Source organism: Rossellomorea sp. NRS-1567 (genome assembly GCF_050467885.1).
GTDB classification, from domain to species: domain Bacteria; phylum Bacillota; class Bacilli; order Bacillales; family Bacillaceae_B; genus Rossellomorea; species Rossellomorea aquimaris_C.
In genome coordinates this window covers 141,193-156,410 of sequence record NZ_JBITPL010000018.1, presented here as the reverse complement: position 1 = coordinate 156,410, position 15,218 = coordinate 141,193, and the positions used below count along the sequence as shown (strand labels likewise).

Annotated in this window: 16 protein-coding genes; 1 reads left to right on the top strand and 15 read right to left on the bottom strand. The window is 40.8% G+C overall.

Annotated elements, in window-relative coordinates:
- Window positions 1-13: 13 nt before the first annotated feature.
- The 11 genes from ACIFOD_RS14250 to ACIFOD_RS14200 all read right to left on the bottom strand — a co-directional run bounded on the left by ACIFOD_RS14250 (window position 14) and on the right by ACIFOD_RS14200 (window position 11,238).
- Entirely contained in the window at window positions 14-703 is a 690-nt protein-coding gene (locus ACIFOD_RS14250) for an anthrax toxin lethal factor-related metalloendopeptidase (RefSeq protein WP_430315182.1), read from the bottom strand.
- A 440-nt stretch (window positions 704-1,143) separates the two neighbouring features.
- Window positions 1,144-1,734 carry a YpjP family protein gene (locus ACIFOD_RS14245; protein WP_430315181.1) on the bottom strand — a complete coding sequence of 197 codons (591 nt, stop codon included), beginning with the start codon at window positions 1,732-1,734 and terminating at the stop codon, window positions 1,144-1,146.
- A gap of 288 nt (window positions 1,735-2,022) precedes the next feature.
- The gene (locus ACIFOD_RS14240; protein WP_430315180.1) at window positions 2,023-2,799 is read right to left on the bottom strand and encodes a class I SAM-dependent methyltransferase; all 777 of its coding nucleotides are present in this window, start codon (window positions 2,797-2,799) and stop codon (window positions 2,023-2,025) included.
- A gap of 107 nt (window positions 2,800-2,906) precedes the next feature.
- Window positions 2,907-3,341, bottom strand: a complete 435-nt coding sequence (locus ACIFOD_RS14235; protein WP_397553952.1) for a BrxA/BrxB family bacilliredoxin — start codon at window positions 3,339-3,341, stop codon at window positions 2,907-2,909.
- Between the two features lie 23 nt (window positions 3,342-3,364).
- Entirely contained in the window at window positions 3,365-4,492 is a 1,128-nt protein-coding gene (locus tag ACIFOD_RS14230) for a conserved virulence factor C family protein (RefSeq protein WP_430315179.1), read from the bottom strand.
- 78 nt (window positions 4,493-4,570) lie between these two features.
- A complete protein-coding gene (locus ACIFOD_RS14225; protein ID WP_430315178.1) occupies window positions 4,571-6,457 on the bottom strand; it encodes an ABC-F family ATP-binding cassette domain-containing protein in 1,887 nt (628 codons plus the stop codon).
- Window positions 6,454-7,098, bottom strand: a complete 645-nt coding sequence (locus ACIFOD_RS14220; protein WP_430315177.1) for an HD domain-containing protein — start codon at window positions 7,096-7,098, stop codon at window positions 6,454-6,456. Before ACIFOD_RS14220 ends, ACIFOD_RS14225 begins: the two co-directional genes overlap by 4 nt.
- Before the next feature lie 91 nt (window positions 7,099-7,189).
- A complete protein-coding gene (locus tag ACIFOD_RS14215) occupies window positions 7,190-8,053 on the bottom strand; it encodes a DegV family protein (protein WP_397553948.1) in 864 nt (287 codons plus the stop codon).
- 44 nt (window positions 8,054-8,097) lie between these two features.
- Window positions 8,098-8,595 (bottom strand): hypothetical protein, encoded by a 498-nt coding sequence (locus tag ACIFOD_RS14210; protein WP_430315176.1) that lies wholly within the window; start codon window positions 8,593-8,595, stop codon window positions 8,098-8,100.
- Window positions 8,596-8,623: 28 nt separating this feature from the next.
- The gene (locus ACIFOD_RS14205) at window positions 8,624-10,315 is read right to left on the bottom strand and encodes a formate--tetrahydrofolate ligase (RefSeq protein ID WP_430315175.1); all 1,692 of its coding nucleotides are present in this window, start codon (window positions 10,313-10,315) and stop codon (window positions 8,624-8,626) included.
- Window positions 10,316-10,563: 248 nt separating this feature from the next.
- Entirely contained in the window at window positions 10,564-11,238 is a 675-nt protein-coding gene (locus ACIFOD_RS14200) for a class I SAM-dependent methyltransferase (protein WP_430315174.1), read from the bottom strand.
- Between the two features lie 204 nt (window positions 11,239-11,442).
- Here ACIFOD_RS14200 and ACIFOD_RS14195 point away from each other — a divergent pair, with 204 nt between their 5' ends.
- Window positions 11,443-11,661: a DUF3892 domain-containing protein gene (locus tag ACIFOD_RS14195; RefSeq protein ID WP_113970768.1), complete on the top strand. Its 219-nt coding sequence runs from the start codon at window positions 11,443-11,445 to the stop codon at window positions 11,659-11,661.
- A gap of 118 nt (window positions 11,662-11,779) precedes the next feature.
- Here ACIFOD_RS14195 and mntR read toward each other — a convergent pair whose 3' ends face one another.
- From mntR to ACIFOD_RS14175, 4 genes are all read right to left on the bottom strand, one after another.
- Complete coding sequence (mntR, locus tag ACIFOD_RS14190) at window positions 11,780-12,196, bottom strand: transcriptional regulator MntR (protein WP_113970769.1); 417 nt, start codon at window positions 12,194-12,196, stop codon at window positions 11,780-11,782.
- 79 nt (window positions 12,197-12,275) lie between these two features.
- Window positions 12,276-13,151 carry a metal ABC transporter permease gene (locus ACIFOD_RS14185; protein WP_397553944.1) on the bottom strand — a complete coding sequence of 292 codons (876 nt, stop codon included), beginning with the start codon at window positions 13,149-13,151 and terminating at the stop codon, window positions 12,276-12,278.
- Window positions 13,141-14,439, bottom strand: coding sequence for a metal ABC transporter permease (locus ACIFOD_RS14180; RefSeq protein WP_430315173.1), 1,299 nt, complete (start codon window positions 14,437-14,439; stop codon window positions 13,141-13,143). The genes ACIFOD_RS14185 and ACIFOD_RS14180 overlap by 11 nt, the downstream gene beginning before the upstream one ends.
- A 15-nt stretch (window positions 14,440-14,454) precedes the next feature.
- Entirely contained in the window at window positions 14,455-15,201 is a 747-nt protein-coding gene (locus ACIFOD_RS14175; protein WP_430315172.1) for a metal ABC transporter ATP-binding protein, read from the bottom strand.
- Window positions 15,202-15,218: the final 17 nt, after the last annotated feature.

Below are 15,218 nucleotides of genomic sequence, written 5' to 3'. Positions count from 1 at the left end.
ACCTTTTATAAGTTTATAGTTCTTTAAAGAATTGATATGTTGCTGGTGCTCTCTTCTTCAGAAGATTTCTAGTTTCAGAGTTTAAATAATACATAGCAAATGTTTCAGCAAAATATTCTTCTTTGTATTGAAGAAAATAAGGTTCATTCGGGAATACCCGTGGAGCTTCCCTCTTCCAAAGAGGCAAAAATTCCAGCTCGTAATAAAGGTCCGTTAAGACGTAACGATCAATACTGTGAGCGAGTTCATGTAATTCCAGATTTGACGAATTATGACCCTTTCCTTTCTCACTATGACCGATTTTCACTAATACAAGCTTCGACCCACCGATTCCAGGAACGTCATCCCATGTAATACTTTTATTAGTGTACCCTCTTGGGGTCACTCCTTTCAAGTGACTTGTCGTAGAAAAATCGGTTAATTTTTTTTCAAACAGCCTTATTTTGATTTCCTGTGAATTCGTAGACTCTAAGAGTGAGGTGGGAATATGATCTAATCTTTCAATCATTTCCATAGCAGCTGTTTTATCATAAGCAGCTTGTGGCAACAGGACCATATTTTCTAACTGTTTACTGGATTGAAGTTGCAATTGTGCTTTAAGAGGAGAATGCTTTAAGAGGGTTCCGCTGTAGTTGGCTTTTGAGTTGGTCCACAGAATGACCAGAGTAACCGAAATAGTGAGGATGATGAATATACGCTTCAATTATTGTCCCTCCTTTCTTCTAAGGAAAGTATCATGATGTTATTACTATTTTAACATAATGATAGAGTTGTTTTTAGGAAAGATTGTTTCCAATAACTAAAGCGGAGGCGGCTTGGTCAGAGGCGACAAGCATAAGACGAAGATGCTGTGAAGGCGGTTTTTGCCTTCATGGCATCTTTGTCTTATGACCTCGAGCCTCTAGCCGCCGGAGCTGGATGACACTAAAGCGGAGGCGGCTCGTTCTGCCCCGACAAGCATAAGGCAAGCTTGCACAAAAGGCGGTTTTTGCCTTTAGGGCAAGCTTGCCTTATGACCTCGAGGGGCAAGCCGCCGGAGCTGGATGATACTAAAGCGGAGGCGGCTTGCCTATTAGAAACCAAAAAAAACAAGCACGCTTGTCCACGTACTTGCTTTCATTCATTTCTATATAATCATAGAGATTACGAAACACTTCTCCATTGTGGTGGAGTGTTTTTATCCCAATATATGCTTCCTAAATCATGGTGAGCTTGAAATTGATCATGCACTGTATGATAGTGAAAGTTGAAGTAATATCCATCTTTCGGCGGATGATCTTTTCTTACATGAAATCGTATGACATCTTCACCAGAGCGTTGGTCATAAATATGAAAAATCTTTTCTGTTTTTGCATATTGAGGCACTTCTGAAATAGTAAGTGACGTTAAGTCTTCTTCTGGAAATTGAACAGCTGTATCAGCTATCGCCTTTTCGATCTTAGGAAGGATCAAAGACTTGAATTCGTCTTCAATGACAGGCTTGATCTTAGTCCCGAACTTTTCATAAGCGTTTTTCTCTGCTTGTACCATCATATTCCCTATGAAATCCTCATGGGAAATGGAAGACTCCTCTTCCAGTACTTCCTCTGGAACAGATTCAACCGACGAAAGCTTTCCATTGCCTTTTGCCATAGTGTGATTTTGTTCATTGAGAAAGGCTTGTGAAGGGGAAACAAGTCCAAATGTTAGAATGGATAGCAGGATAAAAAACGACTTTTTGAGCCAGATTGACATAGATAACGTCCTTTCCTATGTATTACGTCTATTATTATACTATTTCTTACGGATAAAAAGTGAAAAAGGTTTCATTTTTTTGTAGGATATAAAAATATTTATGTGGTAGTATATTAAAGAGGATACTTTGTAAGGAGGATAACTAGATGGATACAGGACTTATGATCAATATCGGATACTTACTTCTATTAGGTTATTTCGTTGTACTAGGATTTACTGATTAATACTTAGATGATTAGACAGGCTTAAGATGCCTGTCTATTTTATTTGTTTAATTTATGAGGACTTTTAAACAAGCAGGATTCCAAAGTGAAATTTGGCTGAAGGTCTTTTCATGACGTCAAATCCGAGTTCTTCGAATAATGGGGATTGATAGTGTTCTTTTAATACTACCCGCTTTTTGGCCACCCTTATTGCTTCTTCTATTCCTTCTTTTGTTAAGCCTGTATAGCTTGCCCATTGGCGGATCGGGTTAATTCCATGAGAATCTGTTAAGGCTTCTTCAAACATGGGATCAAGGTAAACGACATCAAATGCATCATCAGGTATATTCTTTAATACTTCCTGAAAATGTCCGTTGATGACGCTTATTCGATTCATGGCGGTATTCAGTTCATGGAGTGGAGATACCCAGTCCTGAAGTCCGTGATGAAGGATATGCGAGATATACTTATTCGCTTCGATTCCGACTACTTTCCCCTTTTCGCCGACGATATGGCTGGCGATAATACTATCTGAAGCAAGACCCAGCGTACAGTCCAGGAAACTCATGCCTTGTTTAAGGTCAGCAGCTTCTATGAGTGGATCGGTCTCTCCGCGAATGATTCTTTTGATTCGGAAGGAAGCGGAATTAGGGTGGAAAAAGAACGGTTCGCTATTGTCTTCCCTAGTATGAAGTTCTAATCTCTCTTTTCCAATCACTAAACAGTCTTGTTCGTGCAGATTCATATGGTGTAAAATCGATCTCTTTTTTCTGGGGATATAGGGAATATCGAGTACCTCTGCTGTTTTATATGCTTTTTCTATGACTTCCTGGTTCGCTCTCCCGCATGTTGTGACAAACACGATGAACATTCTCCTTTAATGGTACCATTTTGCTTGTACGTTTTTTCTAACATTTATCCTACCATAAAAAGAAACGGATGACAGAGTCACCCGTTTCTTTTTGGTCTTTAGCAATTTTCGTTAAAAGCTGTGGATAAATTGGAAATAATCGATGAAATGTCATGATCTTCAATTTCTTCCCTTGGGATGAAGTGAACGACTTTTTTTCCTTTAAGTAAAGCCATTGATGGGGAGGAAGGTTCGTACCCTTCGAAGTACTCCCTCATTTTGGCTGTAGCCTCTTTATCTTGTCCAGCAAAGACTGTAACGAGGTGATCCGGTGTTTTTTCATTATTCATGACGGATTGCGTTGCTGCAGGTCTTGCAAGTCCCGCTGCACACCCACATACAGAGTTAATAACGACCAGAGTTGTTCCATCTGCATGTTCCATATAATTCACTACTTCTTCTTCTGTATCCAACTCTTTGAAGCCTGCTTGTGTAAGTTCTTGTCTCATCGGCGTCACTAACTGTCTCATATACTCTTCGTATGCCATTGACATCTATCATCAACCCTTTCCCACTTTTATTGGTGACGTGCTTCGGTCATCTGTTTCCAAACAGATCCTTTTGCTTCTTCGCCACCCTCTATTCGTTCGATGGCCATTTTCACTTGAAGCTTCACTTCGAATTCAGGATCATTTTCCGCTTCCCGCAAGCCAGGCAATGCAGATTCATCCCCTACTTCATAAAGGAACATGGCAGCACGCCATCTGACAAGCTTACTCTTATCCTTTAAGGCTTGAATCATTTCCGGAGTGGCTTTTGCAAAACCTAAGTCCGAAAGGCAATCGCCCGCCGTTCTCCTTACTGTGACTGACTTATCACGTAAACCCTTGTACAGCAAAGGAAGGACTTTTTCATCTTCAATCATTCCCAAATAGACAACAGCCAATCGGCGAATGGATACTTTCTCGTCCTCCAGGGCTTTCTCCAAGAGAGGTAAATCATTTAACGTCGGATCCTCCATCGCATCCAGCTTCTGATACCTTGTTTGCCAGTCCGGGGCTTCAAAGTCCGCGACACTCACCTTTTGCTTTTTCTTGTAAATGAGAGGTCCCTTGGAATCGGTTGTTTCCTGTGCTTCTTCGACAAGTGCTTCCAGCCTCTCAGAAGGATAGGCTGCAACTAGTTCTTCCGTCACATTGTTCCCAATCTCATCTAAGTCACCGTAGCGGATACCGTAATCTTTCCACTTTCTGAGAAGGACGACATTATCCCCATCTTTTTGAGCCTGACCGATCGCTTCCAGGAATGGGGAAGGAAGGGAAAATCGCTTCTCTTGGTCCCCGTCTGTCACCTTTACTTGCATCGGAATTCCCTTGAACATCTGCACGCTAACATTCACTTCACCAAAATGTTCTTCCATGGGAGATTCACTTTCCTGGTCCAGAGTATCTTCACCGAATGCTTTTCTAACCTGTGGCAAAAGCTCTTGCCAATCAAATTTCGCATTTCGTTCAACGGCTAAGAAGTCGGCAACATGATAGACCCCTTTAATGCCGTCAATGGCAAGGATATCTTTAATGACGGGAGGAGCCCCATCCGCTTCATCTTTTTTATAATTATTGCTCTTCCCGGCTTTCATTTCTTGATCAAGAAGAACTTTCATCGTATTAGGACTTGGAGTAGGTTCAATCGATACTATCCTCAAGCTTATTTCCCCTTTCTATAAACAGTTCCTATACCATTCATTCTAACACAGTATCCATGATCCCTTAAATGAAGAGACTTATTCAGCAAATTCGGAAAGGTATGTCCATCTCTCAATGAGGGCTTCCAATTGCTCGTTGAGTTTTTCACTTTCGTTCATTAACAGTTGTGCTTTATCAAAATCACTGCCGACCTTTTGCAGCTCAGCATCTGCTTCTTCTATCCTCTTCTCGATGTCGGCCATCTTTTCTTCAATTTCGTCCCATTCCCTCTTTTCCATGTAAGAAAGCCTCTTTTTCTTTTTTTCCTTCTCTTCTTTCACGGGAGCAGACTCTTGCTTCTTGACCAGATCCTGCTTCTTACTTTTAGCTTCGTTCTTTTCCAGGTACTCAGTATATTCCCCATAGTAAAAGTGGATTTGTCCACCTCCATTAAAGACCAGTAATTGCTCAGCTGTTTTATCTAAAAAGTAGCGGTCATGGGAAACGGTTATGACGACACCTGAAAATTCATTTATATAATCTTCCAGAACGGTGAGGGTTTCAGTGTCTAAATCATTCGTCGGCTCGTCAAGCAAAAGGACATTCGGTTTTGACATCAATAACTTAAGCAAGAAGAGTCTTCGTTTTTCTCCACCGGAAAGCTTTCGGATCAATGTCCCATGCGTACTCATGGGAAATAGGAATCTTTCCAACATGGAAGTAACAGAAATTTGCTCTCCTTTATCCGTCGTTATATATTCTCCTGCTTCTCTTATATATTCGATCATACGCATATTCTCATCAAGTTCTTCATGACCCTGGGTATAGTAAGCGACCTTTACGGTTTGGCCTTTGAGTAATTCACCACTTGTAAGCTCATCGGTTCCGGCAAGGAGGTTAAGAAATGTTGATTTTCCGCTCCCGTTTTTACCTACGATTCCGATTCGGTCTTTAGGCTTAATGAGGAAAGAAAACTCATCTAAAATTCGCGTGTCTTCAAACATTTTTGACGCATCCTTGAACTCAAATACTTGTTTACCCAGACGGTTTCCTCCTATTGCTATGTCAACCTGGCCGCCTGAGGGACCTGAAGACATCGTATCCTCTAAATGATCGAATCGTTGAATTCGAGCCTTTTGTTTAGTGGTTCTGGCTTTTGCTCCCCTTCTCATCCAGGCAAGCTCTCTTCTATAAAGATTTTGCTGCTTTTCGGATAATTGGCGTTCCACTTCTTCCCTGGAAGCCTTCGCCTCAATGAATGAAGCATAATTTCCTTTGTAGGAGTGAAGGTTTCCTCCATCCAATTCGAAGATTCTGTTCGTTACCCTATCGAGGAAGTAACGGTCATGGGTTACGAGTAACACAGATCCATTATACTTTCCCAAATAATCTTCCAACCATTTAATGGATTGGTAGTCTAAATGGTTGGTCGGTTCGTCCAGGATTAACAAGTCCGGTGTTTCAATAAGGACGCCTGCCAGCGCGACTCTCTTTTTTTGCCCACCTGACAGCTCGCTCATTTTCTTGGAAAAGTCGTGAATTCCCAGTTTTGTTAAAATGGATTTCGCATTTGCACTTGCGTCCCAGGCGTGAAGGATATCCATTTGCTTTTGAGCTTCAAATAAATCTTCTTGAATTCGAGGATTTTCTGAGTTGTTCTCCATTTCCATAAGGGCCATTTCATAATTCCGCATAGCCTGAATGATTTTTGCTTCACCACGAAACACTTGTTGTATTACGGTTAAATTCTTATCAAAAGCAGGCTCTTGTTGAAGGTAGGCAATATGATAATCGCCAGGCTTCGAAAGCTCTCCGGTATCGTATTCTTCCATTCCGGCAATGAGTTTCAACAGGCTTGATTTACCCGTTCCATTCACCCCGATCAGTCCGACTCTTTCTTTCTCAGTTATCGAAAACGATATATCTTTAAACAGAGTTTTCTCTCCATACGTTTTAGAAAGATTCTCAGCTGTTAACATTCTCATTCTTGACCAGTCCATTCTTTATTAAATTGCTCTAAAAACCGCAGCATGAAAGCATGACGTTGCTCTGCCAGTTTTCTTCCCGTTTCCGTACACATTAAGTCTTTCAGCTTCAATAACTTTTCATGAAAATGATGGATACTGGAACTATCCCCATTTCTGTACTCCTCAAGGGTCATCTCCGTCCTTACTTGAAATTCAGGGTTATACAGCGGTCGACCTTTCTTTCCTCCATATGCAAACGTTCTTGCGATCCCGATGGCACCAATGGCGTCAAGACGATCGGCATCGCGCACGATTTTCGCTTCTAACGATGTTAACACTGCTTCGTGACCACCCTTATAAGATATGGAATAAATAATCGATTTTAGTAACTTCGTTTCAGTTTCCGTAAGTGAGATGGTGGATAGGATGTGATCCAGCCTTCTCTTCCCCTCTTTTTCTTCCACGAACTTATCATCCGGTACATCATGAAGCAATGCAGCCAGCTCGATGATATATGTATGGGGTACATTTTCTTCCCTGGCAATGATAAGTGCCTGTTTTCGTACACGATCTAAATGATACCAATCATGTCCTGTAGACTCACCCAGGTACTCACGTTTTAAATAGTCGATTATACCGTCCAGCTTTTTCCGCTCCATGGTCATCTTCTCCTCTATTGTACCAAATAAAATCCTCTAATCAGAATAAAAAGGAGTGGATGTATGATTCTACACATCCCTCCTTTCTTTACTAATTCTCTTCGTTATCTCCAAACCAGCTTATTCCGATCGTATTAGCGCCGGCATGCACTCCAATTACAGCCCCCAAAGGATAGGCCCCGAATTCTATCTCCGGGTACGTTTTTTTCAATTGTTCAATCCATTCTAAGGCATCTTCCCGGTTTAACCCGTGTAATACGGATACTTTCTTTATTTTTTTCACAGATAGAGCTTGATCTAAGCGATCGCTCATGCTCGTCAATCCTTTTTTAATACTTCTTACCTTGTCCTTCACTTCAAGTTTTCCATTCTCTATTGCAAGCATAGGTTTTACATTAAGAACACTTCCAAGGAAGAACGAAAGCCCGCTCATTCGTCCACTTTTATGTAGTTGCTCTAAGCTGCCCACCATTACATAGGTTTCACAAGAAGCGATTCTTTCTTCAATGGCTACTTTAATTTGAAGTGGGTCTTTCCCTTCATGCAACAATCGTTGACCGAACAGGATCAATTCTGTCAACGGATTGGAAATGACCTTCGAATCTATACAGATAATGTTCGGTAGTGTATCCTTTAACAGCTCTGCAGCTTGATGGGCAGATGAATATGTGCCGCTAAAATGAGAAGAAACATGAATCGAAAAGATATAATCATAGTCCTTGGATAATTCTTCATACAACGCTTTAAACGTCCCGATTGAAGGTTGTGAGGTTTTCACCTCTACTTTTTCCACCTTTAATTTCAAGAACAATTCTTCCGGAGATAAGTCTACACCGTCTTGATACTCCCGTTCCCCAAAAAGTATATTCATTGGAACGATATAGATGTGATTTTCTTTACTACTTGAATGAATTGGTACAAATGCTGTGCTATCTGTTACCCAGGCTATTCTCATTGTAAAATCCCCTTTTTCTATATAGTGATGAACTCTTTTTAGTACTAGAAGTCTATTCGATCAAGCTGTTGTAAAGTATCAACCGAAAATGAAATCATTTGAAGAACATCATCCACCATTTCTTCTGTAATGACTCTATTAAAAGTCAGTACCCCCTCGTAAGCAGTCGGTTGAAGAGAAGATATAACTTCTTTCCATTCCCAATTTTTATCCTTATTCCATGTTTCTTCAAGAAACGACCGGCAATGGTGCAACTTCTCATCTCCCTTATAGACGATGAGGATATCAGCTCCTGCCGTATTCTTTTCTGTCATCATCTTTCTCTCTGCCAGAAAATGACCCATATCAGCTTTTAAATGAAATTCAATCGAAATGGATTTCTTGTAAGGTAAAGAATAGTGAATTTGATAACAACGTTCATAGTGGGCAAAGTCAAATAAATCCTTCCGGTCAAGGATTTGGATTTCCCCTGTCAAATCAAGATCATAGACAGCTCCTTCAAAGACTACCTTTAAGTTATCAAAGGCTGTTGGATCAAACATTTTCTCCTCTCCTTTCAAACCTCAATGACTAAAATAACCCTACAGCCCTGCCGTCATCATCCACATTCATTCCGAATGCTGCCGGATTTTTTGGCAGGCCAGGCATGGTCATGACTTCTCCTGTTAATGCAACAATAAATCCTGCTCCGATCTTCGGCTTAAGCTCTCGGATTGTAATCGTAAAACCTTCAGGCCGCCCGAGTTTAGATGGATCATCGGATAAGGAATATTGGGTCTTAGCCATACAAACCGGCAGGATCCCCCATCCTTGATCTTCAAATTGCTGGAGCTGCTTCCGTGCTTTCACCGTGTAATCTACTTCTTTCGCGCCGTAAACCTTTTTCGCAATCGTTTCAATTTTAGATTGGAGTGAATCAGAAAGTTCATATAGGCGAGAAAATTCTTTCGTGTTCCCTTCGATCTCATGCAACACCTTTTCAGCTAAGTCTCTTCCACCCTCTCCACCTTTAGCCCATACATCGGTTAGTGAAACTTGCACTCCCAAATTTTCGCACCACTTGATAAGGGTCTGGATTTCGTCATCACTATCCGTCACAAATCGATTAACGGCAATCACATAAGGTACGTTGAAATGATCTAATGTTTCCATGTGCTTCTTCAGATTAGATAATCCTTTTTGCAGAGACTGAAGGTTTTCAGCTTGCAGATCACTTTTTTCTTGACCTCCATGCATTTTCAGAGCACGGATGGTGGCTACAAGCACGATGGCATCCGGGGCTAAGTCTGCAGCTCGAGATTTGATATTCAGAAACTTCTCGGCTCCTAAATCAGCACCAAATCCAGATTCCGTCACAACATAATCAGCCAGCTTAAGGGCTGTTTTGGTCGCCATGACACTATTACACCCATGGGCGATGTTTGCGAATGGACCGCCATGAATAAGGGCGGGAGAATGTTCGATCGTTTGAACAAGATTAGGTTTTAAGGCATCCTTTAACAATAATGTTAGTGCACCTTCAGCTCCTAAATCTTCGACGGTCACCGGTTGTTTTGAAAAATTGTATGCGACAACCATTCTTCCAAGCCTTCTTCTTAATTCCTCAAGATTTTGAGATAAACAAAGAACCGCCATAATCTCAGACGCCACTGTAATATCAAATCCGTCTTCACGGGGAACACCTTGTAGGGGTCCACCTAAACCAACGATGATTTGTCTAAGGGCACGGTCATTCATGTCCAGAGCCCGTTTCCATACAATCCTTCTTTGATCAATATTCAATTCATTTCCCTGATGGATATGATTATCTACCAATGCGGCTAAAGCGTTGTTGGCAGTCGAGATCGCGTGGATATCACCTGTGAAATGAAGGTTGATATCCTCCATGGGCAGGACTTGTGAATACCCTCCTCCTGTTGCTCCGCCTTTTATTCCCATCGTTGGACCAAGTGATGGTTCCCTCATGGCAATGATGGTGTTTTTATCTAACTGATTTAACGCATCCCCGAGTCCAACCGTAACCGTTGATTTCCCCTCGCCTGCCGGAGTCGGGTTAATCGAGGTTACAAGGATTAATTTCCCATTGGCATGGTCCTTGAGTTTATGTATCGCTTCATAGGATAATTTCCCTTTGTATTTACCATAAAGCTCTAAATCATTTTCTGTGAGACCGATTTTTTTCGCAATGTCCAGGATCGGTTGCATAGTAGATTGTTGAGCAATTTCAATATCTGATTTCACTTTTTTCTTCGTTGTCGTCACTTGAACTCACCTTCTAGTTTCATATTTACAGTTAAGCAGCATGTACTTTTATTTCATTTAATCTTTTACAAAATAGCATGCATTTCCCTAAACTTTACTTTCAAACAATTTGTACACTGTAACTATAGTATTTCTTTATTTTACACTATAAATCAACCTTATCCCTTTTGAATTTATATCTCGATCATTATTGTCTTTCCTAATAAAAACATGATCGGTCCTCACATTAGAGAATCGATCATGTTTTTTTATTTTTGGAACATAAACAGGGTCATAAAGGTTAAAGCCTGTTTTAATTCATTTGTGAGATTCTCTGTTAAGGACGGCTTCACACCCTTTTTGTAGACCCAGTCTTCATCGACCTTCTTCCACCCTTTTTCACTAGCCAGTTTCTCTAATTCCCAGGGCATCATCGTATTACATATAACTTCCTTTCCATGAAGACGTGGAAAGGCATTATCTCTGGGGTGAGCAGTGGGACCTAATAAACCAATACATATGTACCCATTCGGAGTCACAACCCGTTCGATTTCGTTTAGAGTATGTAAGGGATTTTCAGTCCATTCAACTGAATTTATCGCCATGACGGCATGAAATTGTTCATCTTGAAATGGAAGGGATCGCAAATCACCCTGGAGAAATGATAGTTGGTCCTTCTCTTGCTTCTTTGCTATTTCAACCATTTTCTCAGAGAAGTCCATCCCTGTGACTGCATACCCCTTCTTATACAACAAGTAGGAACCATACCCGTCACCACATCCTAAATCAGCTACACGGTTCCCATTATCAATATATTTAGTAAAGAATGGGATGATCGCTTTCCTGCTTCCACTCGTCCACATTTCAACACTTCGTTCGTGCCAGTGATCTGCATTGTCTTCCCAGCGGGTTTTCGCACTTGTATGCCATTCTGAATTCTTCATATGTACACCTCAATAATTTTTCTCTTTAGTTCTATATTCTCATTCCATCAGCAAAAATCCTTCTTTCCAAGAGTGAAGACTTGGAGAACGTTGAATAAATAATAATATTATGTAAACTTATAAGGCGGATTGCCAAGTCGATTATGTTTTCCAACCTTTTTGTCCATACTATTTCTATAATCAGAACAAGAAAGGTGATGTTGTATGGAAGAGATTTCTAAAGTTCAACGGAACTACCATGGAGACATTATCAGTTTCCAAACTTCTTCTGGCCGTATAATCTCCTATCGAAAAGCTGTATTGGAAGCTTCTGAGGGATTACTTCAAGGAGTGACCTTGAATGAGAATGAATGGGGAGAAACAGAAATATCAAGTATGTCCGTTGATGACGGAAGCTTCAATGACTATCCTTCCATTTTTTGATCGGGAACCTTTTCCTTACACGTGCACTGAGAATAAAACAGTACGTAAATACAACAAAAAGGACTTTCATGCCATGTGCATGAAGTCCTCTTGTCTTTGTTCCAGTAATCATGATTTTTTATTCACTACGATTTTGAATGGTTCGAAGTTCTTCTACCCGGTCCTTCTCTTCATCGAAAAATTGGACGAGATCTCCAATACGATCAATGGAATCCCAGCTTAGGTGGTGTTCGATTCCTTCCACGTCTTCATAAATATGCTCTTCTTTCACTCCAATTACACGAAGGAATTGTTCTAACAGTTCATGTCTATATACTAAACGCTTTCCTACTTTGTTTCCTTTTGGAGTCAGAACAAGCCCGCGATATTTCTCGTAAATGAGATAATCGTCCTTATCTAACTTCTGCACCATTTTGGTAACTGAGGAGGGGTGAACAGATAAAGCTTCTGCTATATCTGATACTCTGGCATAACCTTTGTTCTCAATTAACATATAAATCTGTTCTATATAATCTTCCATACTTGGTGTAGGCATTCTGTACCCTCCAAATTTCCATAAATATCATTAAAAGTTTACTATAACTACAGAATGAATACAACCCAAGCACTTTAAATTACTCCTCTGTCAATCGCTGATTTAAGAACCTGGATATCAACCCGTATTTCGGTGATAACATCCATACGATGAAGAACACAAGTCCTGCGGCCACTGCCATTGCACCGGAAATGGACACATCGAACATCTTTGCCCCGTAATATCCGATGATGCTGTCAAAGACGCCAATGACCCCGCTTAATAGAAGCATCACTTTATATCGGTCCGTAAGTAAATATGCTGTAGCACCAGGGGCAATGAGCATCGCTACCACGAGAATCGCACCAACGCTATCAAATGCGGATACAGTCGTAACGGATACCAGACCCATTAAGATATAATGAACCGCGAGTACCGGGATACCGATTGCCGCTGCCATACTTGGATCAAAAGAGGTTAATTTAAACTCTTTGAACAGAAGGAAGATGATAAGGATATCCAATATCAATACAGATCCCAGCATCACAACTGATTTAGGAATGTCCCCAAGTATCGGCAATGACAAGGTATTCCAAGGGACGAATGCAATTTCGCCCATTAAGGCATGCTCCACATCCAAATGAACATTCTTAGCAAACAATGAAATGAGGATGACCCCTACAGCAAACAGGGAAGTAAACACTACACCTATTGCAGCATCTTCCTGGATCCCGCTGGAATTCAATAACTGAACCATAAAGGTAGTCAACAATCCAGCCACTGCTGCACCGATCAACATATAAAATCCATTCATGCTTTGGCTGACAATGAATGCCATAACCAATCCGAGGAGCACGGTATGACTGATTGCATCTGCTAACATCGACATCTTTCTCAGAATTAAGAAACATCCTACGATGCCACAGGATAAACCTACTAAACTACCAGTCAGAAGAATCCATAATTCATAACTCATACCCTTGCCCCCCTCTTCTACTTGACATTTTTACGTTTAAGAAAGGATATTGCATATATATATCGGACATTTTCATTTGCAGCTTTGTGAGTTGCTCTTTAGATAACGTCTCTTTTTCTTCCTTTTCAATCCAATGAATGTCGAGTGACCCCAACTCACTCGGGTACATTTCTTTCAGTTCCATTATTTCATCAACAAAGCTGAATTGCTCCGCTTTCATTAGCCCTGATTTAGTAATCGTCAATATTCCATCCTCTTGACCCAGATAACCTTTTTTCATTAGATGCTTCAAAACCCGGTTAAATCTTAATTTAGAAATATTGCTTTGTTGAAATAATTGATCTAAACGTATCGTTTCTTTACCTGATTCATACATCTTTTTCAAAATAAAGCGCATTGCCAGTCGATCATCATTTTTCAATCTTTTCAATGTAACCGAGATTAATCCGCGCTTCGGAGAGAACAGCATGGATACGATAAAAATAACTGTGGCCGTCAATACAATGAAGGGGCCGGTAGATAATCCTTTACCAAGGGTACTGATCAGCGTTCCCACTACTCCTGATAAGCCTCCGACAATTCCTGAAATAAAGACCATAGTCCGCAATGAGTCCGTCCAGTATCTTGCTGATATGGCAGGAGTGATCAGCATAGCCGCCATCAGGATGACACCTACTGCTTGAATACCGATGACAACCGTAATGACTAACAAGGAAACAAAAAGAAAATTCAAAAATCCTACAGGAAGCCCGATTCCCCTCGCGAATTGAGGATCAAAGGTACTCACCTTAAATTCTTTGAATAAAAGTGACGTAATAATTATTAATGCCGCTGCCGTTAAACCCATAAGCTGAACATCTCTGCCCACCAGGGAGGCTGCCTGCCCAAAGATGAAATCATCCAAACCGCTTTGGTTACCAGTAGGCATTTGAGCGACTTTTGTTAAAAGGACAATGCCTAAACCAAAGAATACAGACAATACTAAACAAATGGCCGTGTCTTCTTTTATTCTCGTTGTGTTCGTAATGAGTTGTATCGTGTATGCAGCAAGGAGCCCCGTAGCGGCAGCACCAATCAATAGTACAAAGAAATTTTTCTCACCCATGAACATAAATGCAAAACAGATCCCCGGCAATGCTGCATGGGCGACCGCATCCCCTATTAAGCTTTGTTTCCTTAGTAAAGCAAAGCTTCCTAAAACTCCGCTCGCAATCCCCAGTAATAAGGTACTCAATAATACCCATTGTGTATTTCCGTCCGTTAAAATCGATTGCCATAAATGATTCATCTTATTCACCTCTTTCTATGGATGAAGTAACATTTTATCCTTTTCCAGGAAAGATAATTTCCCTCCATAGGTTAGTTGTAAATTCTCTACGCTAAACACATCTTTCGTTGGACCATAAGCGATCGTTTTTCTATTCAGTAACAGCGTCCAATCAAAATACTCTGTAACAGTTTGCAGGTCATGATGAACAACCAACACGGTCTTGCCTTGTTCCTTTAATTCGTTCAATAAGGATATGATCGCTTTTTCCGTTGCAGCGTCCACACCAACAAATGGTTCATCCATGAAATAAACTTCCGCTTCCTGAGCCAGTGCCCTTGCAAGGAAAACCCTTTGCTGTTGACCCCCTGATAGCTGACTTATTTGTCTTGAAGCAAATTGAGTCATCCCTACTTTATCGAGACACTCCATGGCAAATTGTACATCTTTCTTTGATGGTCTCTTAAACCATCCTAAATGACCATATCTCCCCATTAATACAACATCCAATGCATTTGTAGGGAAATCCCAATCTACAGATCCTCGCTGAGGGACGTACCCAACTAATTTGCTTTTAGGGGAATACGCTTTTCCGAAGATTTTGATATCACCGGACGAACGGGGAATCAAACCCAGAATGGCTTTAATTAATGTGGATTTCCCTGCACCGTTAGGGCCGACAATTCCGATTAATCTCCCTTTTGGAACAGAAAACTCTACGTCCATCAAAACCGGTTTTCTATGATACGCAACGGTTAAACCCTTAATATCTACTGAATTCATGGTATCGCCTCCTAAGA

Coding starts and splice junctions, on each gene's coding strand:
- ACIFOD_RS14245 (WP_430315181.1), bottom strand. CDS start 1,734: ATGTCAATCTGGCTCAAAAAGTCGTTTTTTATCCTGCTATCCATTCTA.
- ACIFOD_RS14235 (WP_397553952.1), bottom strand. CDS start 3,341: ATGTCAATGGCATACGAAGAGTATATGAGACAGTTAGTGACGCCGATG.
- ACIFOD_RS14225 (WP_430315178.1), bottom strand. CDS start 6,457: ATGAGAATGTTAACAGCTGAGAATCTTTCTAAAACGTATGGAGAGAAA.
- ACIFOD_RS14220 (WP_430315177.1), bottom strand. CDS start 7,098: ATGGAGCGGAAAAAGCTGGACGGTATAATCGACTATTTAAAACGTGAG.
- ACIFOD_RS14215 (WP_397553948.1), bottom strand. CDS start 8,053: ATGAGAATAGCCTGGGTAACAGATAGCACAGCATTTGTACCAATTCAT.
- ACIFOD_RS14210 (WP_430315176.1), bottom strand. CDS start 8,595: ATGTTTGATCCAACAGCCTTTGATAACTTAAAGGTAGTCTTTGAAGGA.
- ACIFOD_RS14200 (WP_430315174.1), bottom strand. CDS start 11,238: ATGAAGAATTCAGAATGGCATACAAGTGCGAAAACCCGCTGGGAAGAC.
- ACIFOD_RS14195 (WP_113970768.1), top strand. CDS start 11,443: ATGGAAGAGATTTCTAAAGTTCAACGGAACTACCATGGAGACATTATC.
- mntR (WP_113970769.1), bottom strand. CDS start 12,196: ATGCCTACACCAAGTATGGAAGATTATATAGAACAGATTTATATGTTA.
- ACIFOD_RS14185 (WP_397553944.1), bottom strand. CDS start 13,151: ATGAGTTATGAATTATGGATTCTTCTGACTGGTAGTTTAGTAGGTTTA.
- ACIFOD_RS14180 (WP_430315173.1), bottom strand. CDS start 14,439: ATGAATCATTTATGGCAATCGATTTTAACGGACGGAAATACACAATGG.
- ACIFOD_RS14175 (WP_430315172.1), bottom strand. CDS start 15,201: ATGAATTCAGTAGATATTAAGGGTTTAACCGTTGCGTATCATAGAAAA.